The sequence below is a fragment of the Nonomuraea sp. B5E05 genome, from assembly GCF_039880665.1.
In the GTDB taxonomy this organism is placed as follows: Bacteria; Actinomycetota; Actinomycetes; order Streptosporangiales; family Streptosporangiaceae; genus Nonomuraea.
The window spans coordinates 1-20754 of the sequence record NZ_JBDPMJ010000042.1 but is presented as its reverse complement, the minus strand read 5'-3'; the positions used below and the strand labels follow the sequence as shown (position 1 = coordinate 20754).

General features: G+C 69.4%; 25 protein-coding genes and 1 tRNA gene. 17 read left to right on the top strand and 9 right to left on the bottom strand.

What is annotated here, in order from left to right; all coding sequences use genetic code 11:
- Nucleotides 1–138 precede the first annotated feature (138 nt).
- The 6 genes from gyrB (at nucleotide 139) to ABGB01_RS42265 (ending at nucleotide 6951) form a co-directional block, all read left to right on the top strand.
- Entirely contained in the window at nucleotides 139–2082 is a 1944-nt protein-coding gene (gene gyrB, locus ABGB01_RS42290) for a DNA topoisomerase (ATP-hydrolyzing) subunit B (RefSeq protein WP_347779657.1), read from the top strand.
- An 84-nt stretch (nucleotides 2083–2166) separates the two neighbouring features.
- Nucleotides 2167–4665 carry a DNA gyrase subunit A gene (gyrA, locus tag ABGB01_RS42285; RefSeq protein ID WP_347779656.1) on the top strand — a complete coding sequence of 833 codons (2499 nt, stop codon included), beginning with the start codon at nucleotides 2167–2169 and terminating at the stop codon, nucleotides 4663–4665.
- A 2-nt stretch (nucleotides 4666–4667) separates the two neighbouring features.
- The gene (locus ABGB01_RS42280; RefSeq protein WP_347779654.1) at nucleotides 4668–5342 is read left to right on the top strand and encodes a DUF3566 domain-containing protein; all 675 of its coding nucleotides are present in this window, start codon (nucleotides 4668–4670) and stop codon (nucleotides 5340–5342) included.
- A gap of 124 nt (nucleotides 5343–5466) precedes the next feature.
- A tRNA-Ile gene (locus ABGB01_RS42275) sits at nucleotides 5467–5540 on the top strand.
- Nucleotides 5541–5718: 178 nt separating this feature from the next.
- Nucleotides 5719–6552: a class I SAM-dependent methyltransferase gene (locus tag ABGB01_RS42270; RefSeq protein ID WP_347779652.1), complete on the top strand. Its 834-nt coding sequence runs from the start codon at nucleotides 5719–5721 to the stop codon at nucleotides 6550–6552.
- A 60-nt stretch (nucleotides 6553–6612) separates the two neighbouring features.
- Complete coding sequence (locus ABGB01_RS42265; RefSeq protein ID WP_347622915.1) at nucleotides 6613–6951, top strand: VOC family protein; 339 nt, start codon at nucleotides 6613–6615, stop codon at nucleotides 6949–6951.
- Between the two features lie 24 nt (nucleotides 6952–6975).
- Here the strand turns inward: ABGB01_RS42265 and ABGB01_RS42260 are convergent, their stop codons facing one another.
- A complete protein-coding gene (locus ABGB01_RS42260; protein ID WP_347779651.1) occupies nucleotides 6976–7203 on the bottom strand; it encodes a hypothetical protein in 228 nt (75 codons plus the stop codon).
- A gap of 95 nt (nucleotides 7204–7298) precedes the next feature.
- Nucleotides 7299–7724, bottom strand: a complete 426-nt coding sequence (locus ABGB01_RS42255; RefSeq protein WP_347779650.1) for a DUF5980 family protein — start codon at nucleotides 7722–7724, stop codon at nucleotides 7299–7301.
- Nucleotides 7725–7909: 185 nt separating this feature from the next.
- On the opposite strand from ABGB01_RS42255, the gene ABGB01_RS42250 reads away from it, so the two are divergent.
- Both ABGB01_RS42250 and ABGB01_RS42245 read left to right on the top strand, forming a co-directional pair.
- A complete protein-coding gene (locus ABGB01_RS42250; RefSeq protein WP_347779648.1) occupies nucleotides 7910–8212 on the top strand; it encodes a hypothetical protein in 303 nt (100 codons plus the stop codon).
- Complete coding sequence (locus ABGB01_RS42245; RefSeq protein ID WP_347779647.1) at nucleotides 8203–9018, top strand: hypothetical protein; 816 nt, start codon at nucleotides 8203–8205, stop codon at nucleotides 9016–9018. Before ABGB01_RS42250 ends, ABGB01_RS42245 begins: the two co-directional genes overlap by 10 nt.
- Nucleotides 9019–9029: 11 nt before the next feature.
- Here the strand turns inward: ABGB01_RS42245 and ABGB01_RS42240 are convergent, their stop codons facing one another.
- Together ABGB01_RS42240 and ABGB01_RS42235 are read right to left on the bottom strand one after the other, a co-directional pair.
- The gene (locus ABGB01_RS42240) at nucleotides 9030–9647 is read right to left on the bottom strand and encodes a serine hydrolase domain-containing protein (protein ID WP_347779645.1); all 618 of its coding nucleotides are present in this window, start codon (nucleotides 9645–9647) and stop codon (nucleotides 9030–9032) included.
- Nucleotides 9648–10262: 615 nt separating this feature from the next.
- A complete protein-coding gene (locus ABGB01_RS42235; protein WP_347779643.1) occupies nucleotides 10263–10418 on the bottom strand; it encodes a hypothetical protein in 156 nt (51 codons plus the stop codon).
- Between the two features lie 172 nt (nucleotides 10419–10590).
- Between ABGB01_RS42235 and ABGB01_RS42230 the strand changes: the two genes are divergently transcribed.
- From ABGB01_RS42230 to ABGB01_RS42205, 6 genes are all read left to right on the top strand, one after another.
- Nucleotides 10591–11784 (top strand): histidine kinase, encoded by a 1194-nt coding sequence (locus ABGB01_RS42230; RefSeq protein WP_347779641.1) that lies wholly within the window; start codon nucleotides 10591–10593, stop codon nucleotides 11782–11784.
- Entirely contained in the window at nucleotides 11781–12464 is a 684-nt protein-coding gene (locus ABGB01_RS42225; protein WP_347779639.1) for a response regulator transcription factor, read from the top strand. The genes ABGB01_RS42230 and ABGB01_RS42225 overlap by 4 nt, the downstream gene beginning before the upstream one ends.
- Nucleotides 12465–12532: 68 nt before the next feature.
- Nucleotides 12533–13231, top strand: coding sequence for a class I SAM-dependent methyltransferase (locus tag ABGB01_RS42220; RefSeq protein ID WP_347779637.1), 699 nt, complete (start codon nucleotides 12533–12535; stop codon nucleotides 13229–13231).
- Between the two features lie 106 nt (nucleotides 13232–13337).
- The gene (locus tag ABGB01_RS42215; protein ID WP_347779636.1) at nucleotides 13338–13676 is read left to right on the top strand and encodes a hypothetical protein; all 339 of its coding nucleotides are present in this window, start codon (nucleotides 13338–13340) and stop codon (nucleotides 13674–13676) included.
- 58 nt (nucleotides 13677–13734) lie between these two features.
- Complete coding sequence (locus ABGB01_RS42210; RefSeq protein ID WP_347779634.1) at nucleotides 13735–13983, top strand: hypothetical protein; 249 nt, start codon at nucleotides 13735–13737, stop codon at nucleotides 13981–13983.
- 101 nt (nucleotides 13984–14084) lie between these two features.
- On the top strand, nucleotides 14085–14810 hold the full coding sequence (locus ABGB01_RS42205; RefSeq protein ID WP_347779632.1) for a hypothetical protein: 726 nt from the start codon (nucleotides 14085–14087) through the stop codon (nucleotides 14808–14810).
- A gap of 304 nt (nucleotides 14811–15114) precedes the next feature.
- Here ABGB01_RS42205 and ABGB01_RS42200 read toward each other — a convergent pair whose 3' ends face one another.
- Together ABGB01_RS42200 and ABGB01_RS42195 are read right to left on the bottom strand one after the other, a co-directional pair.
- Nucleotides 15115–15570, bottom strand: a complete 456-nt coding sequence (locus tag ABGB01_RS42200) for a transcriptional regulator (RefSeq protein WP_347779630.1) — start codon at nucleotides 15568–15570, stop codon at nucleotides 15115–15117.
- A 46-nt stretch (nucleotides 15571–15616) separates the two neighbouring features.
- Nucleotides 15617–16243, bottom strand: a complete 627-nt coding sequence (locus ABGB01_RS42195; RefSeq protein WP_347779628.1) for an FMN-binding negative transcriptional regulator — start codon at nucleotides 16241–16243, stop codon at nucleotides 15617–15619.
- A 34-nt stretch (nucleotides 16244–16277) separates the two neighbouring features.
- On the opposite strand from ABGB01_RS42195, the gene ABGB01_RS42190 reads away from it, so the two are divergent.
- On the top strand, nucleotides 16278–17606 hold the full coding sequence (locus tag ABGB01_RS42190; RefSeq protein WP_347779626.1) for an aminotransferase class I/II-fold pyridoxal phosphate-dependent enzyme: 1329 nt from the start codon (nucleotides 16278–16280) through the stop codon (nucleotides 17604–17606).
- A gap of 3 nt (nucleotides 17607–17609) precedes the next feature.
- On the opposite strand, the gene ABGB01_RS42185 is transcribed toward ABGB01_RS42190, so the two are convergent.
- From ABGB01_RS42185 to ABGB01_RS42175, 3 genes are all read right to left on the bottom strand, one after another.
- Nucleotides 17610–18740 carry a Dyp-type peroxidase gene (locus ABGB01_RS42185; protein WP_347779624.1) on the bottom strand — a complete coding sequence of 377 codons (1131 nt, stop codon included), beginning with the start codon at nucleotides 18738–18740 and terminating at the stop codon, nucleotides 17610–17612.
- Nucleotides 18737–19258 (bottom strand): copper chaperone PCu(A)C, encoded by a 522-nt coding sequence (locus ABGB01_RS42180; protein ID WP_347779622.1) that lies wholly within the window; start codon nucleotides 19256–19258, stop codon nucleotides 18737–18739. Before ABGB01_RS42180 ends, ABGB01_RS42185 begins: the two co-directional genes overlap by 4 nt.
- Nucleotides 19259–19350: 92 nt before the next feature.
- Nucleotides 19351–19887, bottom strand: coding sequence for an MFS transporter (locus ABGB01_RS42175; protein WP_347779621.1), 537 nt, complete (start codon nucleotides 19885–19887; stop codon nucleotides 19351–19353).
- 77 nt (nucleotides 19888–19964) lie between these two features.
- On the opposite strand from ABGB01_RS42175, the gene ABGB01_RS42170 reads away from it, so the two are divergent.
- Both ABGB01_RS42170 and ABGB01_RS42165 read left to right on the top strand, forming a co-directional pair.
- Complete coding sequence (locus tag ABGB01_RS42170) at nucleotides 19965–20345, top strand: hypothetical protein (protein ID WP_347779619.1); 381 nt, start codon at nucleotides 19965–19967, stop codon at nucleotides 20343–20345.
- 82 nt (nucleotides 20346–20427) lie between these two features.
- The coding region (locus tag ABGB01_RS42165) for a transposase (RefSeq protein WP_347779617.1) at nucleotides 20428–20754 on the top strand (327 nt) is incomplete at its 3' end.

Genomic DNA, 20754 nt, shown 5'->3' with positions numbered 1-20754 from the left:
CGTGTCACCCCGGCAGCAAGCCGACTCCCCTGGGTGACCGCGCATCGGGGCACTCACGACGGTGACGGGCACGGCAGGGGCAGCTTGTGACAATCATGGCGACCCCCGCCGCGTGTCCGCGGCAGGAGGATTTCGCAGTTGTCCTACGACGCTAGCTCAATCACCGTACTCGAAGGGCTTGAGGCGGTTCGCAAGCGCCCGGGTATGTATATCGGCTCCACCGGGGAGCGAGGTCTGCACCACCTGGTCTACGAGATCGTGGACAACGCGGTGGACGAGGCCCTTGCCGGGTTCGCCAGCAGGATCGACATCACACTGCTCGCCGACAACGGTGTGCGCGTGGTCGACGACGGTCGCGGCATCCCCACCGGCATTCATCCTGTGGAAAAGCGCTCGGCGGTCGAGGTCGTGCTCACCACGCTGCACGCGGGCGGCAAGTTCGACAGCCAGGCCTACGCCGTCTCGGGCGGCCTGCACGGCGTCGGCTCGGCCGTCGTCAACGCGCTGTCCACCGCGATGGACGTCGAGGTCAAGCAGAACGGCCACTACTGGCGCGTGCGCTTCGACATGTCCAAGCCCATGGCGCCGCTGGCCAAGGGCGAGGAGACCGACGAGACCGGCACCACGATCACGTTCTGGCCCGACGCCGACGTCTTCGAGACCACCACCTGGAACTACGAGACGCTCTCGCGGCGCTTCCAGGAGATGGCCTTCCTCAACAAGGGCCTGACGATCACGCTGACCGACGAGCGCCCCGATTACATCAACGGCGAACCGCGCAAGGTCACCTACTTCTACGAGGGCGGCCTGGCCGACTTCGTCAAGCACCTCAACACCAAGAAGGAGCCGGCGCACGCGTCGATCATCTCCTTCGAGGAAGAGGGCGACGGCATCGCGGTCGAGATCGCCATGCAGTGGAACAACTCCTACTCCGAGTCGGTCTACACCTTCGCCAACACGATCAACACAGCCGAGGGCGGCACCCACGAAGAGGGCTTCCGGGCGGCGCTGACGTCGATCGTCAACCGTTACGCCCGCGAGCAGAAGTTCCTCAAAGAGGGCAAAGACGACAACCTCTCCGGTGAGGACGTCCGCGAGGGCCTGACCGCGATCATCTCCGTCAAGCTCTCCGACCCGCAGTTCGAGGGCCAGACCAAGACCAAGCTCGGCAACACCGAGGCCAAGTCGTTCGTCCAGAAGGCGTGCAACGACCACCTGCGCGACTGGCTCGAGCGCAACCCCGGCGAGGCCAAAGACATCATCAACAAGTCGCTGCAGGCCTCCCGCGCCCGCCTCGCGGCCCGCCAGGCCCGCGACCTCACCAGGCGCAAGTCACTGCTCGAGTCGGGCAGCGGCCTGCCGGGCAAGCTGGCCGACTGCCAGTGGAACGACCCGGAGCGGTGCGAGTTGTTCATCGTCGAGGGCGACTCGGCGGGAGGCTCCGCCAAGGGCGGCCGCGACTCGCGTTTCCAGGCGATCCTGCCCATCCGCGGCAAGATCCTCAACGTCGAGAAGGCGCGGATCGACAAGGTCCTGAAGAACAACGAGGTCCAGGCGCTGATCACCGCGCTCGGCACCGGCGTCCACGACGAGTTCGACATCACCAAGCTGCGCTACCACAAGGTCATCCTGATGGCCGACGCCGACGTCGACGGCCAGCACATCAACACGCTGCTGCTGACGCTGCTGTTCAGGTTCATGAGGCCGCTGATCGAGGCGGGGCACGTCTACCTGTCGTGCCCGCCCCTCTACAAGATCAAGTGGGATCGCAAGGGTGAGGACGCCTCCTACGCCTACTCCGACCCCGAGCGCGACGCGGTCATCGCAGAAGGCATCGCCAACGGCAAGCCCGACCCCCGGTCGCGCGACAACGTACAACGCTTCAAGGGCCTGGGCGAGATGAACGCGGCCCAGCTCTGGGAGACCACGATGAACCCGGAGACCCGGCTCCTGCGCCTGGTCACGCTCGACGACGCGGCCCAGGCCGACGACCTGTTCAGCGTGCTCATGGGCGAGGACGTCGAGGCCAGGCGCGACTTCATCATCCGCAACGCTCGCGATGTCCGATTCCTCGACGTCTGAGCGACCGGCCGTGGGCGCAGATTCGGCTACTTACGGTGAGCCGCAGGACATGGCTCACCGTTCCATGAAGAAGGACCTCAACCTGTGACGGACGTGAACACCACTCCCCCGGCTGAACGCATCGAGCCTGTGGACATCCAGTCCGAGATGCAGCGCAGTTACATGGACTATGCGATGTCCGTCATCGTGTCCAGGGCGCTGCCGGACGTGCGCGACGGGCTCAAACCGGTGCACCGCCGGGTGCTCTACGCGATGTACGACGGTGGCTACCGTCCCGACCGCGGTTACTTCAAGTGCGCCCGCGTCGTCGGTGACGTGATGGGCACCTACCATCCTCATGGCGACACCTCGATCTACGACGCGCTGGTGCGCCTGGCGCAGCCGTGGTCGCTGCGCTATCCGCTGGTCGACGGGCAGGGCAACTTCGGCTCGCCGGGCAACGACCCCGCGGCGGCGATGCGTTACACCGAGTGCAAGCTCGCGCCCATCGCCATGGAGATGCTGCGCGACATCGACAAGGAGACCGTCGACTTCCGGCCCAACTACGACGGAAAGTCACAGGAACCCGACGTCCTGCCGGCGCGTTTCCCGCAGCTGCTGGTCAACGGCTCGGGCGGCATCGCCGTCGGCATGGCCACCAACATCCCGCCGCACAACCTGCGCGAGGTCGCCTCGGCGGTCAAGTGGGCGCTGGAAAACCCGGAGGCGAGCGACGAAGAGCTGCTCGAAGCCTCGATCAAGCTGGTCAAGGGGCCCGACTTCCCCACCAGCGCGCTGATCGTGGGCCGGCGCGGCATCGAAGACGCCTACCGCACCGGGCGCGGCTCGATCACCATGCGGGCCGTGGTCGAGGTCGAGGAGGACAAGGGGCGGCAGGCGCTCGTCGTCACCGAGCTGCCCTACCAGGTCAACCCCGACAACCTGGCGCTGAAGATCGCTGAGCTGGTGCGCGAGGGCAAGCTGACCGGCATCGCCGACGTACGCGACGAGAGCTCCTCGCGGGTCGGGCAGCGCCTGGTGATCGTGCTCAAGCGCGACGCGGTCGCCAAGGTCGTGCTCAACAACCTCTACAAGCACACCCAGCTCCAGGACACCTTCGGCGCCAACATGCTGGCCCTGGTCGACGGCGTGCCGCGCACGCTCAGGCTCGACCAGTTCATCCGGCACTACGTGGCCCACCAGATCGAGGTCATCGTCCGCAGGACCCGCTACCTCCTGCGCAAGGCCGAAGAGCGCGCCCACATCCTGCGCGGCCTGCTGGCGGCACTCAACCGGCTCGACGAGGTCATCGCCCTCATCCGGGCCTCGGAGTCCGCCTCGGCCGCCCAGCAGGGCCTCATGGGGCTGCTGGGGATCGACGAGATCCAGGCGCAGGCCATCCTCGACATGCAGCTGCGCAAGCTGGCCGCCCTGGAGCGGCAGGCGATCCAGGACGAGTACGACTCCCTGATGACGCAGATCGCCGAGTACAACTCGATCCTGGCCAGTGAGGCCCGCCAGCGCGAGATCGTCAACGACGAGCTGGCCGAGCTGGTCGGCCGCTACGGCGACGACCGCAAGACCGAGATCATCGCCTACGACGGCGACATGTCGATCGAAGACCTGATCGCCGAAGAGGAGATCGTCGTCACGATCACCCGGGGCGGCTACGCCAAGCGCACCCGTACCGACCTCTACCGCGCCCAGAAGCGCGGAGGCAAGGGCGTACGCGGCGCGCAGCTGCGCCAGGACGACATCGTCGACCACTTCTTCGTCACCACGACGCATCACTGGCTGCTGTTCTTCACGAACAAGGGCCGGGTCTACCGGGTCAAGGCGTACGAACTTCCCGACGCCGGCCGCGACGCCCGTGGCATGCACCTGGCCAACCTCCTGGCCATGCAGCCCGACGAGACCGTCATGGAGGTCCTCGACCTGCGTGACTACAACGTCGCCCCCTACCTGGTCCTCGCCACCCGCAGCGGGCTGGTCAAGAAGACGCGCCTGGCCGAGTACGACTCCCCCAGGTCCGGCGGTCTGATCGCGATCAACCTGCGCGACGACGACGAGGTCATCGGGGCACGCCTGGTCTCCGAGGAAGACGATCTGCTGCTCGTCTCCAAGGGGGCGCAGTCGATCCGGTTCACCGCTTCCGACGACGCGCTGCGGCCCATGGGCCGGGCGACCAGCGGCGTCATCGGGATGAGGTTCCTCGAAGGTGACGAACTTCTTGCCATGAATCGCATCGCCGACGGTCAACACGTGCTTATCGCCACGAAGGCTGGGTACGCAAAACGGACGCCAGTGGAGCAATATCCAGTTCAAGGACGTGGCGGTAGAGGCGTGCTTACTGCGAAAATCGTATCCTCCCGTGGCAAGCTGGTCGGAGCCGTCATGGTCAATCCAGAGGACGAGGTCTTCGCGATCACATCAGCCGGCGGGGTGATCCGGACGAGTGCCGGTGAGATCAAACAGTCCGGCCGTCAGACCATGGGAGTGCGATTGATGAATCTCGCCGAAGGCGACAGCGTGGTGGCCCTCGCCCGGAACGCGGAGTCCATGGAGACTTCGATGGAGAGTGAGGAAGACGGGGGAGGAGAATAGTCATGAGCGCCCAAGGTGGCTCCGCCAGAACTAAGGCGGCTTCGGGTAACGGACAGCAACCGAAGCGGCCCGCAGAGAAAGAGACCTTCGACGAAAGCCGGGACACCTCGCCCGCACAGGGCAGGCCCTTCCCGGCCAAGGACGACTCCAAGCCCGCGCCGCCACCCTCGCAGCCGCAGGCGCCGAAGCAGCCGGAGGGCAACGACACGGTTCGCATCCGCCCGTCGCTGGCCACGGAGGCTCCGCCGCCCGCGGTCGAGCTGCCCAAGAAGAAGCCGAGCGGCGCGGGGGCGCGGCTCCCCCGTAAGGCCCATCTGGTCCTGCGGCGCATCGAACCATGGTCGGCCATGAAGTTCAGCTTCGTGGTGTCCCTGGTCTGCTTCGTGGTGCTGTTCGTGGCGGTGGCCGTGCTCTACGGTGTGCTGTCCGCCCTGGGGGTGTTCGACTCGATCGTCGACCTGGTCGACCAGCTCGGCCAGGGCGAGCAGGGCCAGAACTCGATCCCGATCGACATCGCGTCCTGGTTCGAGCCCGTACGCATCCTCGGCTACACAGCCCTGATCGGCGCGGTCAACGTCGTGCTCATCACGGCCCTGGCCACGCTCGGGGCGGTCATCTACAACGTCGCATCCGACCTGGTCGGGGGCGTCGAGGTGACCTTCAGCGAGGCCGAATAGCCCGTGGGCTCGCGCCGTGCCCTCGCCGGCACGGCGCGAGCAGCACGCCGGGCACGGTAAGCTCTTCTCGACCGAACAACCGGTTCGCCTCCGATCGCCGGATGCGATAACGTTCGGTGTGCGCGGGGCTATAGCTCAGACGGTTAGAGCGCTTCCCTGATAAGGAAGAGGTCCCAGGTTCAAGTCCTGGTAGCCCCACCCAGATCAGAGGCCGTTTCCGGAGACCGGAAATGGCCTTTTTGATCTTCTGAATATCTTACTGCGTGATTACGGTTCCTAGCGATCAGCTCCGACGGCGAGCGTCCTCCCTTCGCTTTGGAGCTGACCCCCGGAAATTCCATCGACCGGCGATCATGCTTCTTGTCATCATGTCGCCATGACGATCGAGTCGCGGCGACAGGTGCGCCGATACTTCGACGCGTTCGGGGACGCCGAGTGGCACCGTCTCACCGGTGACGTGGCGGGCCGCGTCGGCCTTGAAGTGCACCGCCGCTTTCTCGCCCGATTCGTCCGGCCGGGCCATCGGGTCCTGGAGGTGGGCGCGAACCCTGGGCGGTTCACCGCCGAACTGGCCGCCCTGGGGGCGAGCATCGTGGTCACGGACCTCTCCCCCGTGCAGCTGGCGCTCAACGAGGAACGTCTGCGAGGTGGCGCGGCCGACGCCTCGGTGGAGCGCCGGGAGATCGTGGACGTCTGCGACGCCAGCCGATACGCCGACGGGGAGTTCGACCTGGTGCTCGCGTACGGTGGCCCGCTGTCGTACGCCTTCGAGCAGGCTGAGGACGCGCTGTGCGGCCTGCTGCGCATCACCCGGCCGGGTGGTCTGGTCGTCGGCTCGGTCATGTCCTTGCTGGGGTCGTGGCGGCACTTCCTGCCCGGCGTGGTCAAGATGGCCGAGGCCATCGGTGAGGACGCCAACGATCTGATCCTGCGCACCGGGGACCTGCGCCACAAGGGAGACCAGGACGGTCATGTCTGCCGGATGTTCCGCCACAGCGACCTGAGCGATCTTGTCCGGGCTGCCGGTGGGGAGATCGTTGCGGCCGCCGCCAGCAACTGGGCCACCCTGGGCGACCCGGACACGCTCGCGGCGCTCGAGTCCGATCCTGACCGGTGGGCGCGCTTCCTGGAGCACGAGATCGCCGCCTGTCAGGAGCCCGGCGCCGTGGACGGCGGCACCCACATCCTGTTCGCCTGCACTGCCCGATGAGTTTGGGCGCTGCGGGGGGTCGGTATCGGTGACACATCGACCATGCCTCTGGAGGACGACATGGCGCAGTACCTCTTCGCCGGCATCCCCGTCACCGACTACGCGGCGGCGTTGCCGTGGTACGAGCGGCTCTTCGGCGGGCAGCCCTCGTTCCTGCCGAACGACATCGAGGCGGTCTGGGAGACGGCCGAGAACCGCTACATCTACATCATCCAGGACCCGGAGCGGGCGGGGAACGCCTTGGTGCTGCAGTTCGTCGACGACCTGGAAGGGCGGGTCGCCGAGATCGCCCGGCGGGGCATCGAGCCGGCCGGGCGTGAGACGTACGACGGCGTGACCAAGGTGATCTACCGCGACGCGGAGGGCAACGAGATCAGCTTCGGCGGTGGCCCGGTCTGAGGCTCCCCGGCCGCGTGGCCTGTTTCAGCCGCGGGAGTCGCCGCCGTGCTCGATCAGGTACTGCTCCTCCAGGCCGGCCGCGTCTTCGCCCTCGGCTTCGTAGAGGCTGGTGGACCAGGGGATCGCACACGGTGGACGGTGGCCGGGATCGGGGCACAGCAGGCGCTGCACCTGCTCCTTGATCTCCTGTGCCTGCTCCTCGGTGGCGTACATCTCCACGTGCAGGTCCCACCGGGTTCTGTCGTCTGCCATGCCTCTATCATCGCGGGCGGTCGGGAGTGTCCGGTTCGTGGCTCGCGCGCCGGTTCCGGACACTCCCGCCTGCTCCGCCAGGGATCACCTGGCGACTAGCACCGGTCCTTGACGTTGATGGTGACGGGGTTGGACTGGGTCTGCGTACCGTCCGAGGCCGTTAACCGCGACTCGTACGCCCCGGCAGGGAGCGGCGGGATCGTCAGCCAGATCCAGCCGTTGATCGTCGTGGACCCGTCCTCGGGGTCGGTGTAGTTGGATCCGGGCGGGATCGGCGAACCCTCGCTCGTCGAACCCGCGGGCAGGTTCTTCATCCCCATCTGGATGGTCTTCGACCAGCTTCCGACGACCGCGGCAATGAGGTAGGTGCTCCGGTCATGGTTGGTTTGCACGCATATCTGCTGGTGGGAGTGCATGAGCTCCCACGTGCTCGCCGAGGCCGGTGTGGTGCCGGACAGTGCCAGTGCCGCGCCGGCCGTCGCGCCGAGCGCCAGCCTGGCGGATCTCCTGATCGTTCGCACGGCTGCCTCCTTGGTGTCTCTGCTTCGGACGTTCTTGCCTGTTCAAATTTAAACTTGTCAGGGATCACGAAAAAGGCCCTTGCCGCCTCGCGGTAGACGGACGCTTCGACGATCCTCGAAAGGAGCCCGCCCGCCCCCTCGCGCGTGTGAGCCTGCTTGGTTCAAGGGGAGGCGCAGGAGGTGTGATGCCGGACCGTATGTCCGTCGACACGAACGCGGCCGGGATAGCGGCCAAGGCCGCGGACCAGGGGACGGCGCGCTACGCCACGGCGGTGAGACGGATGCATGACGAACTGGCGTCTGTCGGTCCGGTGGGCGGCGAGGGCTCCGAGTTGGCGATGGCCGCCGCCGAGTTCACCGACCTGCTGGTGGAGGTCTCCGGCCGCACCGCGCAGGCCTACGACTCCATGGCCGGCGGCATGGCGGAGTCCGTGGCCGAGGTGCGCTCCGCCGACGGCCGCGCCACCGAGGCGTCGAGATGGCTCTGACGCTCCCGCCCGCGTACGCGGAGGCGGCCGCTCTGGCCGGCCTGCCGGGCGAGCTCTTCCTCTGGGATGAGGACCGGCTCGACCGGCTCGGCGGTGTCCTTGCGGAGTTCGTACGGGAGGTCGAGCCCGGCTCGCGCGACCTGCACGAGTCCGCGGCCACCTTCGCCGCCGCAGACGAAGGCGCGGCAGGCGAGGCCTTCACCGGCCACTGGAACACCATGACGGGCGAAGGCGGCACCGGTGACGTGCTGCGGGCAGCGGCCTGGACCGCAGCGGCGCTCGGGTTCGCCGCGATGGCGATCCGGGCGGCGAAGACCGCGGTTCTGGCCCGGCTGGCCTGGCTCTCGCGCCAGTTGCTCGTCGCGAACCTGGCCGGGCCCGGCGGGCGGCTGGCCGGTCTGGGCGGCGTGCTGACCGCGCGGGCCGCGGTCGCCCGGGTCGTCGGCGAGCTCGGGCAGCGGCTGCGCGACAAGGTCGTCCCGCTGGTGCGTCGCGCCATCGATCTGCTGCGCACCGCCGGGCAGCGCATCCGCGGCGCGTACGGGGCCAGGCCGGCGAGCGCCGTGCCCGGCCCCGCGTACGCGGGCGTCCCCCACCACACGCCGGGACCCATGCAGGCGAACATGGGCAAGAAGAGCGGCGACGGAGGCTTCTCCTGGCTCCCGAAGCGGAACAGCGACGAGGCCCATGACCAGCCTGGCAAGGCCGGGCAGCGCTGCGACTACTGCGGTGGTTCGGGTGACGACCCCTACAAGGACGGCCGTAAGTGTCCCAACTGCGTCGGGACCGGCTTCAACCCGTCATGATCTGAGCTCGGTCAGGACCATCCGTAGACGGATCTGACGGCGGCGGCGATCTCGTTCACCAGGCCCAGGTCGTCGCCGTTGGCGAGGATCGCGTAGCCCGCCCCCAGCTCCGGATAGCCCTTGAACACCGACTTGAAGCCGTGGTTGGAGCCGTCGTGGGTGTAGGCGAAGTTCTTGGTCCCGACGCCGGAGATGAACAGGCCGCGGCCCATGCCGCTCTGCGGGCCCGGGCTGAGCAGGCTGCGCACGGACGCCCGGTTGAGCGGGCCTGCCACGTCACCGGAGGCCGTCCAGGCCTTGTTGAGGTAGCTCACGAGCCGGCACAGGTCCTGCACGGTGGTGTAGAGGCCGGCGGCGGCCGACTCCGGGTAGCGGTTGCGCTCGCCGGGGATGACCGCGCCCGTGGTGGTGTGGCCCGCGGCCCGCTCGAAGCCGGGCTCCAGCGCGTACGAGCTGGTCCTCATGCCGAGCGGGGTGAACACCTGCTGGTCCATGTACTGCGTCAGGGACTGTCCGGTCTCTTCCTCGATCATCCGCTGCAGCAGGACGAAGCCGGCACCGGAGTAGTGGTATTCGGTGCCGGGATCGGTGGTGAGCTCGATCTTGGGGGTGTTGCCCTGGCCGTTCATGACCTGCAGTAAGGACGGCACGGTGGCGGCGGGGCCGTACCCGGGAAGCCGCCGCCCCCGGAGGAGAAGCCGGAGCAGGCGTCGAGCGGGTAGGTGGAGCCGCGCCCCGCGATGCCGGCGCGGTGGGTGAGCAGGGGGTGAAGGCGAATGAGGTGATGCGGTAGGGGGCCAGCTCCTTCATCTTGGCGTGCGCCTCTTCGGGGATCCGCCGGTTGAACGACGGGTAGCCGGCGGCCAGCGCGGGCTCTGCGAGCCCTCCGACGGCGGCGCCCGCGGCTCCGGCCCGTGGCGTCCGCGCTGCCGGATGGGACACGATCTTTCTCATGACGACGCCCACCGTCCAGGTCCGGCCTGCCACGCGGGGCGATGCCGCACTGCTGGCCCGGCCCTGGCAAGGGGAGAGAGGCCGTCGGTTATGCCACGGCAACCCTCAACGAGCGTCCGGGTGACGTGCTCACGCGGGCTGTGGGGTCGCCGAACACCGGAAAGGAGGCAGGCTGCCCCGGTCTCCACAGCGGCAAAAGTGGGGATGAATTTCGTCGCCGTGCGGCGCTGCAGGGAACAGCCGGCGCTCCCGTCAAGTTTCCGTGTTTTCGCAGTGAAACGCCGCGCGCCTCAGTTTCCCGTGGAGTTGGACGCCGTCACCGCACCGACCCGCAGCTGGGTCTCTTCCACCTTCACCATGACCGGGCGTCGTTTCATCGCTGCCCCTTCGTTGTATGGGTTCTCTGCACTATCCTTGCCCACGCGCGGTCCATTGACAAACTTCACACGAAAATTGTCATCTGCATAGTCAGTGCATTCACGAATGGATTCCCCCGTGGCCGGTCGATTTCCATCCGGCACGACGTACGCGCTTGACACAGACTGATCGGAGAGGGGCTGACGCGCGAGGCAGGGAGATCGGGTGAGTGACCGGGTGAGACATGGTGCGCGGTGGGTCTTGGCGTTCGACGCGGAAGGCGCGGAAGGCGCGGGGCTCGCCCTGCCGCTCCGCTCGGCGGTGACCCTGCCGCTCGTGGGCGCTCTCGGGGTGGTGCTGGCCGCGATCGTCTGGCACACGCTGCTCGACGACTACGGCGTACGCAACGTGACGGCCGGCACGCTGGGGCTGGCGACGGCGATCGCGCTGGTGGTGTCCCGGTTCCGGCCCAGGGCGGCCTGGTGGTTGTCGCTGGTCGCGGCCGTGGCGGCGGCCGTGACGTCCCATGTCCAGCTGGACGGGATGGTGTGGCCCGCGCCCGTGCTGGTCGCGCATGTGTCCGTGCTGGGCCTGGTGGGGTTCGGGGCCCGGCACGTGCTGCTGGCCGAGATGTGGCTCGGCACGCTGGCGGCCGGGATCGTCCTGTGGGCGGGGCTGCCAGGCGAGCAGACGCTGGTGAGCCTGATGGACATGTCGTTGTTGTCGGGCATGGTGTTGATCACCGTGGGAGCGCTCGGCGGGCATCGTGAGGCGTTGCGCCGGGTGGCCCTCGCGGACCAGAAGGCGCTGGCGGAGCAGACCCGCTCCGCTCTCCTGGAAGAGCGCGCCAGGATCGCGCGGGAGCTGCACGACGTGGTGGCCCACCACATGTCGGTCGTCGCGGTGCAGGCCGAGGCGGCTCCCTACCGGGTGCCCGATCCTCCTCCGGAGCTGGCGAGGAGCTTCGCCACGATCCGGTCGAGCGCGGTGGAGGCGCTCACCGAGCTCCACCGCATTCTCGACCTGCTCAGGAACGGCACGGACGAGGCGAGCCCGCAGCCGACCCTTGACCGGCTGGGAGAGCTGGTGGGCCGGCTGCGGGCGGCCGGAACGCCGGTGACCATGCGCGTCGACGGCGATCGCCGGCCGCTCCCGCCGGGGGTTGAGCTGTCGGCGTACCGGATCGTGCAGGAGGCGCTGAGCAACGCGCTCCAGCACGCTCCGGGCGCACGGGTCGGCGTCGAGGTGGCGTACGAACCTGGCGATCTGCACATCCGCGTCGAGAACGACCCGCCACCCCACCCGCCTCCCTCGTCCGCCCGTCCCGGGCACGGCCTGCTGGGCATGCGCGAGCGCGTGGCCATGCTGGCCGGAGACCTGCGGGCGGGGGCGCGGCCGGACGGAGGCTACGAGGTGACGGTACGGTTGCCGCTCGGCGGGACGGAGGCCAGGTGACCATCCGGGTGCTGATCGCCGACGACCAGTCGATGGTCCGCGAGGCGTTCGTCGTGCTGCTCAACGCCCAGCCCGACATCGAGGTGGTGGGCGAGGCCGTCGACGGTGACGACGTGCTGGTCAAGGCTGCCGCGCTGACGCCCGACGTCGTGCTGATGGACGTGCGCATGCCGGGGACCGACGGTCTGGAGGCCACCCGCCGCCTCGCCGGGCGGACCAAGGTGCTGATGCTCACCACGTTCGACCTCGACGAGTACGTCTACGAGGCGCTGCGCGCCGGCGCCAGCGGCTTCCTGCTGAAGAAGGCCACGGCGCGGGAGCTGGGCGATGCCGTACGCATCGTCGCGAACGGGGACGCCATGCTGGCGCCGTCCGTCACCCGCCGGTTGATCAGCGCCTTCGCCCGGCTGGGCCCGCCGCGGCCGTTCACCGGGGAGGCCCAGGGCCCGCTGACCCCGCGCGAGAGCGAGATCCTCACGCTCATCGCGCACGGCCTGTCCAACACCGAGATCGCCGGCAGTCTCGTCATCGCGGAGCAGACCGTGAAGAGCCACGTCAGCAACATCCTGACGAAGATCGGGGTGCGCGACCGCACCCAGGCGGCGGTGTACGCGTTCCAGACCGGGCTGGTCACCCCCTACGGCGGAGCTAGATCCCACGATCCCCCTGCAGCGCCATGACATGCCGGCGGTCGCGCTCGTAAGTTCGGGACACGATCACTGCCGCGAAAGGTCTGGTGTCGTATCCCGTGTCCCGAATCCCCGAGCTGCTGCATCGCACCCTTTTCCGGACCGTCTCCCTCCTCGGCCCGCGGGCTCAGGGGAAGGTGCTGCACCGGTATTTCGACTGGTGGCATCGCCGGCCCGATCCGTGGTCGCTCGCCACGGACTCGTACGAGCGCCGTAAATACCGGGCCACGCTCGACCAGCTGCCCGAGGGGACGTACGCCCGCATCCTGGAGGTGGGGTGCGCCGAGGGCGTCTTCACGAGGATGCTGGCGAAGACCTGGCCGGATGCCGGGATCACGGGGCTCGACGTGTCGGAGAGGGCGCTCGGGCGCGCCAGGGAGCGCGCGGCCGGTGATGGCGCGCGCGTCCGTTTCGTCCACGCCGACCTGCTCGGCTACGAGGAGCGGGACCGGTACGACCTCGTGTTCTGCGCGGAGACCCTCTACTACATCGGCCGTGGTGACAGGTTGCGCAGGGCCTCGGAGCGGCTGCGTTCGCTGCTGGCGCCCGGGGGCGTCCTCGTCCTCGTGCACCCGTGGCCGGAGGCGGAGCGGCTGCACGGGTTCATCGAGGGAAGTCCGGCGGTCACGAAGCTCGCCGAGCGGGTGGAACGGGACGCCTCACGGCCCTACGCGGTCTCCGTCTACCGGGCCGACCCGTCCCGCCCCGAAGCTGACCAGGGCCGCCTCGTGATGGGGCCTCGCAACGTCCTGCCATAGACGCAGATATCACCTCTAAGTAGTCGGTTGATGACATAGGGCAATGTAGCGTTCACGTGTGGTCTCCGGCTCACGAAGGATCGAGCGGCCTGGACGGAAGCGGTGGTTGACCCTTCTGATCGGGGTCGCGCTTTGCGTGGGCATGTGGCCGATGCCGTGGCAACCGGTGCACGCCGCGTCGGTCGTCCACGGAGACGCCGTCCACGTCGACCACGGTGACGGGCGGGACGACTCGTGCCCGCCTCGGCGCTCGGCGTTCAAGCGGCACTCCGGGAAACCGGCGGGCGGCAGGTGCGCCGGCGGCGGGGTTCTGGCGCCTCTGCCCTTCCCCGGACGTGATCACGGGCCTCCGCGTGCCCGGGTCAAGCCACCGCGGCCGCGGCTCGTCACGCGCTGGCGTACGGGCGTCGACCGGCTCGCCCACCTGGGCATCTGGCGCATCTAGGCCGGCGGGAACCCCTTCCTGCCCGTCTGACCGCGCCGATCCCAGGAGGCGATTCCTCGTGCGCGAAACCGATTCCTCTGTCGAAACCTGGTCATTCCAGTGCCAGAACTGCCACACCATCTGGCAGGACACCTACGAAGCCCGCTACCACGCGGACTTCGGCGGCGAGTTCGTCGTCTGGCGGCACCGCGGCGTCATCAGCATGCCGCCCTGGTTGCACGCCGGCTGCTCCGCCTGCCCGGGCGCGTCCGTCAGGGTGATCCCGCTCGGAGGCAACGTGCCCTACCAGGGGCGCGCCGGCATGTGAGCGTGGCGGGGTGCGCGGCGGACACCGCGTACCCCGCCCTATGGTTCGAAGATTTTTCATGCGTGGTGGATCGGTCCATAAGGGTCGGTAGCGTGCGGGCCGTGAAGATCTATGACGTGGGCGTGAAGCCGCTTCTCGTCGCCGGAACGGCGGCCATCACCGTACTGTCCGGGATGGCATGGCCGGCTCAGGCCGCGGAGAACTACGGCCAGTACTCGCAGTTCGCCAAGCGCAGCGCGGGGCAGCACTGGTCCGGTGGTCAGGTCGGCGGGCAGTGGACGTGGAAGCCGCTGGGGCCGGGGACCTCCGAGATCAGCTGGGGCGACCCGAAGAAGTGGCCGCCCAGCTACGCGGAGAAGTTCGTCCGCGTCGGCAACTGGCTGATGCTGGACGGCTGGCGCGACAATGGCACCTACTACACGGTTCGGGTGACGAAGGAGCAGATAGGCGACGCGAAGTGCAAAAATCTGCGCACGTTCGCGACCTCCGGCCGGCAGCACTACGTGAAGTGGGGCATCCCCTCGACGGGCTACTGCCTGAAGGCGTGGGGGACGATCACCGAGCAGTCCTCGGGCAAGGTCGTCGACTTCGGGCACACCCAGATCTGGTCGCCGCCCGCCTCCTGCTCGAACAAGTATCACCGCGGGCGGACCTGCATCAAACAGTGGGAGTCCTGGTGGGACAACAACGGCAAGCCGGGCAAGCCCATCGCCAGGAAGCTGGAGCGCGACCAGTACATCGCCCGCGGGCTCGGCATGGCGTTCAAGATCCAGCAGTATTTCCCGAAGAGCTGGACCTCGGAAGGGCGCAACTACTGGACCTGGTGACCCGCGCCTGACGGGCTGGTTGTCCACAGGGTTGTGGACAGGCCGGTGCACGGTGGACAGAGCCCTTGTCAGCCCATTCGGGCGAGGCGATATCAGGTTGTTACACGTCCGAGTCGGAGCGTGACTAATCATCGCATTACGTGATGATGCAAGGTCAAAGGGTGTGTCCGGTGGTTCGGGCGACGGGTTCTCCGGCGACGTGGAGACCGCAGGCCGTGCCGCGGCGCTGTCGCCGCCGGGCCGGGTCAAGGCTCCCTGGGTGAAGGTGTTATCCACAGGGAGGGTCGGTTATCCACAGCGTTGTTCACTCGGTCCCCGCCTCGACCTGGTGGAGCGCCTCGGCGATGGACTTCCGGGCGGCGCGGATGCGCGCCGTCCGGGCCAGGTCGCGCCAGCCCAGCCGCAGGCCTTCCGCGGCCAGCTCGTCGAACGCGGCGAACACGGCCAGCTTCTGCCGGACGATCTTGGCCCAGGCGTCGTCCTCGATCGCGTAGTAGACGTTGCGCTCCCCGGTCTTGCGGAAACGGCGGATGAGCCTGTGGGACGTCAGCAGGTGCAGGTTGGTCGTCAGGGACGCGCGGCTGGCCCCGATGGTCCCGGCGATGTCGGACGCGGTCTGCTCCGGCGGGTCGCACACCATGAGCCAGCCCAGGATCCGGCCGCTGATGGGGGCGAGCCCCCACTCCTCGGAGACGAACGCCGCCACCCGCTCGACCCAGGCGAGGACCCGCTCACGGCCGGGACCATCCTGCTCGCTCATGTGGACATTGTAACGTTAAGCAGTCATATCGGTACTTTCCGCTGTCCTATACCGCCCTGCTCATCCGCCTGAGCTGCTGCTCCCTGGCACCCGCGTCGTGCGGCAGGTCGCGTGCGGCGAGTTCGGCGGCGATGCGTTCGCGCTGCTCCACCGGCCGGTGGTCGTCGAACTTGAACTTGGCCCGCACCCCCACCACCTCCAGCCGCAGCCCTCGAATGGCCGACAACATCCGGTGGTAGGGCCCCGCGTCCGCGCGCGTCTCGCCGTGGTCGCCGTCCGGCTGGTGGTGGGCGAGCTGGCGGCGCAGGATCTCCATCTTGCCCTCCCCGTCGTCCACGATCTCGGCCACGCAGGTGAGCTGCACCGACGCGTAGTAGCTGGTCGGCACGCCGGTCTCGGGCGAGTCGGCACGCCAGCCGGTGGGGATGTAGGCGTAGTCGTCGTGCACGCTCACCACGACCGTGGGGCAGGCTTCGATCGCCGGCCAGATCGGGTTGGGCCTGGCCAGGTGGAGCACGACCTCCTTGCCGCCGTCGAACAGGAAATGCGTGGGCACCAGGATCGGCGGGCCGCCGTTCACGCCGTTGGCGGCGAGCTGGCCGAAATCCCGCGTACGGAGCCAGGTCTGCCACTCTTCCTTGTCGCGGGCCGCGTCCCACGGATGAATCAGCACCCGAACCTCTTTGTATTAGTACATAATTGGATTTGTGCTAGAAACGTACACGATTGCCGGTGGGTCGGCCAGCGAGATAGCGGCGGGGGTCGAGGCCGCCGTGTCCGAAGGGCGGCTGCCGCCCGGCCGCATGCTGCCGCCGGTGCGCGAGGCGGCCGCGTCGGCCGGGGTCAGCCCCGGCACGGCGGCGGCGGCGTACCGGCTGCTGCGCGAGCGCGGGGTCGTCGAGACGGCCGGGCGGCGTGGCACGCGGGTCAGGCCGCGCCCGGCCAGCACGTTCCGTGAGGAGATCCGCATCGAGGTGCCTCCGGGCGTGCGCGACCTGTCCCAGGGCAACCCCGACCCCGCCCTGCTGCCGGCCCTGCACGAGGCCCTCGCCGCCGCGGCCCGCGCGCACGAGGAACGACCCGCGCTGTACGGGACGGGCGACGACGAGGAACTGCTCGCCCTGGCAGGGGTCCGCCTGCGAGCGGACGGCCTGCCGCCCGCGCCGCTGGCGATCACGTCGGGCACCCTCGACGCCGTCGAACGGGTGCTCGCCGCCCACCTGCGCCCCGGTGACGCGGTCGCCGTCGAAGATCCCGGCTGGACCTCACTGCTCGACCTGGTCACCGCCATGAGGCTGCGTATCGTGCCGATGAGGCTGGATGACGACGGGCCGCTGCCGGACGAGCTCGGCCGGGCCCTGCGGGCGGGGGCCCGCGCCGTGGTGGTCACGGCCCGCGCGCAGAACCCGACCGGCGCCGCCGTCTCCGCAGCCCGCGCCGCCGGCCTGCGCGAGCTGCTGGCCGCGCACCCGGACGTGCTCCTCGTCGAGGACGACCACGGCTCGGGCTTCGTGGACCTGCCGCTGCACCCGCTGGCCGGCGTCACGCGGCGGTGGATCCTCGTCCGCTCGACCGCCAAGTCCCTCGGCCCCGACCTCCGCCTCGCCCTGGTCACCGGTGACCCGACCACGCTCGACCGGCTGCGCGGGCGCCAGCGGCTCGCGACCGGCTGGGTCAGCCACCTGCTGCAGCGCGCCGTCGCCCACCTCTGGCGTACGGAGGCGGTCGACACCGGGGCGGTGGCCGCGGCATACGCGCGGCGCCGGGACGGCCTGGTGGAGGCGCTGGCCGCGCGCGGCATCACCGCGCACGGCCGCACCGGGCTCAACGTGTGGGTCCCCGTCGCCGACGAGTCCACGGCGATCACCCGGCTGCTGGCCCGCGGCTGGGCGGCCGCCCCCGGGGCCCGCAACCGGGTGGCCACGCCGCCGGCCCTGCGCCTCACCGCGGCCACGCTCGGGCAGGACGAGATCGTCGGGCTCGCCGACGACCTCGCCGCCGCCCTGCGTCCCGCCTCGACCGGCCGGTACGGCTAGCGGCTAACCCAGCAGCCCCTCCCCGATCCACCCGCCCGGCGCGCACCCCGGCGGGATGGCGAAGACGGCCGAGCCGATCGCGGTGACCCACTCGTTGAGCAGGTCACCCTCGGCCAGCCGCCGCTGGATCGGCACGAACTGCCGCTCGACGTCCGCCTGGTAGGAGGCGAACAGCAGCCCGGAGTCCGACTCGCCGTCCTCGGTCAGACCCTCGTCGTAGTTGTACGGCCGGCGCAGGATGCGCTGCGCCGGATCCGCCACGTGGGCCCGCCTGATGTGGGCGTACTCCGAGATGACCGGGAACCCCAGATGGTTCTTCCGGTCGAAGTCGGGCTCGTCGCGCTCGGCCGCGCCCGTCAGCGGGGCGCCGGTGTCGAGCCGCCGGCCGATGGTGAACTCCCTGGCCACGCGGTCGGCGGCGTCCCACGTCTCCAGGTGCATGCGCATCCTGCGCAACACCATCGTGGTGCCGCCGCGCATCCCGGCAGGGCCCTGACCGATCCAGACGGCCCTGTCCAGGTCGGTGGGGTTCACGGTGCCGTCGACCTGGCCCATCAGGTTGCGCTGCGTCTCCCCTCCGGACCCGCCACGGAACCCGCGCTGGGTCCAGCGCACGCGGGTGAACGACCGCGCGTCCTTCACGATCATCCGTACGGCGTGCGCGACGGTCAGGCCGTCGTCGGCGCACACCTGGACGAGCAGGTCGCCGCCGTTCCACCGCTTGTCCAGCTTGTCCGTCTCGAACGCGGGCAGCGGGCGGACCGGCGAGTCCACCCCGGCCCTGTCGAACAGCCCCTCCCCGAACCCGAAGGTGATCGTCAGCCCGGCGGGGGCGGCGGCCAGCTCCGGCTCGGTGTCGGCCAGGGCGGGCCGGCCCTGCGTGAGGCGGGCGGCGTCGTCGGTGAGCAGCTGGAGCAGCCGGACGACACCCTCCTTGAGGATGCCCTTGCGCAGGTCGAACCCGAGGAACGCGGCGTGGAGCTGCGGCGCCGTCGCCACGCCCGCCTGGTGCGGGCCGTGGAACGGCTCGACCCTCGCCCGCTCGGCATGGGTCGGCGGCGGGGTCTCGCGGCGCGTGAAGGCGCCCGCCGCGGTGGCGGCGCCCCCGGCCAGCAGCCCCCTACGGCTGATCATTCGTGCCCCGGCTGGTAGTCCTCCTCGCCGCCGGCGAAGTCCTTGCCGACGGCGCTGAACTCGAGCGGCTGCCCGCCCTTCACCTGGAGCGTGAACGGCACCTTCGCCCCGGGCTTCACCTCTTCCGTGACGCCCATCAGCATGATGTGGTCGCCGCCGGGCTGGAGCTGGTGCGTGCCGCGCGCGGGCACCACGAAGCCGCCCTCCTTCGGCCGCATGACCATCTTGCCGCCGGACTCGACGACCTCGTGCAGCTCGATGACAGGCGACAGCGGCGACGTGCCGGACACGATGGTGACGTCGGTGTCGCCGTTGTTGACCAGCGTCCCGAAGGCCGCGGTCATCCCCTTCTTGACGGTCTTCACCCAGGGGTCGGTGATGGAGAGCCCTGCGGGCGCGGCCGCGGCCGCTGTCGTGGCGGTGGTGGCGGCGGGCGCGGACGCGGTGGTCGAGCCGCCGCCGCAGCCGGCCAGCGCCACCACGGCGGCGGCGAGCACGAGGGCATGACGAGAGAACATGGCATGGCCTTTCTCCGCCCGGCATGCCGAAGCTGGCCCTGCCGGGCGTGGGGTTGTCTATGGGAAGAAACCGTCCTGCCGCGACCCGGAGGTCAGGCGGCGACAACCCGCGGCGGACCCCTCCTGCTGACCACGTGGCGCAGCACGGCCGGGCGGAGCTCGCGCGACTCCGCCGTCCACAGGGGTGTGGAGAAAGGAGTCGTGAGCAGCGGCAGCCAGATGACCAGCAGCCGCACGACCAGGCGTCGCAGCAGCGACCAGAGCGCGGCCTCGCCGCGGGCCAGCCACAACGCGGTCATCGCGACCGCCCACCCGTGGGCGACCAGCATGCCGAGGTCGGGGACCAGCCCGGAGTGGAGGTGGCCGGCCATCTGGTGCGGCATGGCCGCGTGCGACATCGAGAACAGCACGTGCATGACGACCTGCAGCGCGGCCAGCAGCGGCAGGATCACCGTGATCGAGCGCTCGCGCCCGGCCAGCGCGTACGCGGCCACGAACGCCACCGCCAGCCCGCCCGCCATGGCCGGAGCCGGCACGGTGGCGCCGCCGAGCACGTGAGCCGCCACGCCCAGGCCCAGGCAGACCACGGCGAACACCGTGGTACGGGCGAGGCGGAGCGGCGTGGCCATACGCTCAGCATTCCATGGGGTCCGGCCGGTCCGTTCGGCACTCCTCGATCTCCCTACACACCGGCATAATCCACCTGATGCCGAAATTTCATGACCTGTCGGAATATGCGGCGACGATCGCCCCGATCATCGACGCGGCCCACGTCAACCTGCACGCCGCGGCACTCCGATCGGTCACCGACCTGGCCGAGTCGTCGGGCGTGACCCCCGGCCTGCTGGTCGACCTGCGCTTCACCCTCCCCCTGCGCCCGCTCACCCGGCCACTGCTGGCCACGCTCTACCGCTACGGCGACGCCGCGCTCCGCGAACTCGGCGACCACCTGCGCGAAGGCACCATGACCGAGGACCCCGGCGGCCTGCTCCGGCCGACGCGCGGCGGGCTCGCGTGCATCAGATACCTCCGTGGAAACCCCCGCCTTCAGGCGGGGGAGGAATCGGACCCCTGCGGAGCAGGATAGGGGCAGCCGATTCGCCGTCAGGCGAACCGGCGTATCGAACACACACTCGTCCCTTAGCCGATCGTGGGGTAGCATGTGAGGCGTGGCGCAGATCGTGAAGCGGGCCTACACGTACCGCTTCTACCCGACCCCCGAGCAAGCCTCCGAGCTTGCCCGGACGTTCGGCTGCGTCCGCCTCGTCTACAACAAGGCACTCGAAGAGCGCACCCGCGCCTACCGCCTGGAAGGCCGCCGCGTCTCCTACGTGGAGTCCTCCGCGCGCCTGACGGAATGGAAGCGCACCGGCGACCACGACTTCCTGTCCGAGGTGTCGTCGGTCCCTCTTCAGCAGGCGCTCCGGCATCTTCAGGCCGCGTTCGCGAACTTCTTCGCCAAGCGCGCCAAGTACCCCACGTTCAAGTCCCGGAAG

Bases quoted from the DNA above. Each gene is read 5' to 3' on its own strand.
- ABGB01_RS42280 (WP_347779654.1), top strand. From the start codon at position 4,668: ATGAGCGCCCAAGGTGGCTCCGCCAGAACTAAGGCGGCTTCGGGTAAC.
- ABGB01_RS42270 (WP_347779652.1), top strand. From the start codon at position 5,719: ATGACGATCGAGTCGCGGCGACAGGTGCGCCGATACTTCGACGCGTTC.
- ABGB01_RS42265 (WP_347622915.1), top strand. From the start codon at position 6,613: ATGGCGCAGTACCTCTTCGCCGGCATCCCCGTCACCGACTACGCGGCG.
- ABGB01_RS42260 (WP_347779651.1), bottom strand. From the start codon at position 7,203: ATGGCAGACGACAGAACCCGGTGGGACCTGCACGTGGAGATGTACGCC.
- ABGB01_RS42250 (WP_347779648.1), top strand. From the start codon at position 7,910: ATGCCGGACCGTATGTCCGTCGACACGAACGCGGCCGGGATAGCGGCC.
- ABGB01_RS42245 (WP_347779647.1), top strand. From the start codon at position 8,203: ATGGCTCTGACGCTCCCGCCCGCGTACGCGGAGGCGGCCGCTCTGGCC.
- ABGB01_RS42240 (WP_347779645.1), bottom strand. From the start codon at position 9,647: ATGAACGGCCAGGGCAACACCCCCAAGATCGAGCTCACCACCGATCCC.
- ABGB01_RS42200 (WP_347779630.1), bottom strand. From the start codon at position 15,570: ATGAGCGAGCAGGATGGTCCCGGCCGTGAGCGGGTCCTCGCCTGGGTC.
- ABGB01_RS42185 (WP_347779624.1), bottom strand. From the start codon at position 18,740: ATGATCAGCCGTAGGGGGCTGCTGGCCGGGGGCGCCGCCACCGCGGCG.
- ABGB01_RS42180 (WP_347779622.1), bottom strand. From the start codon at position 19,258: ATGTTCTCTCGTCATGCCCTCGTGCTCGCCGCCGCCGTGGTGGCGCTG.
- ABGB01_RS42175 (WP_347779621.1), bottom strand. From the start codon at position 19,887: ATGGCCACGCCGCTCCGCCTCGCCCGTACCACGGTGTTCGCCGTGGTC.
- ABGB01_RS42170 (WP_347779619.1), top strand. From the start codon at position 19,965: ATGCCGAAATTTCATGACCTGTCGGAATATGCGGCGACGATCGCCCCG.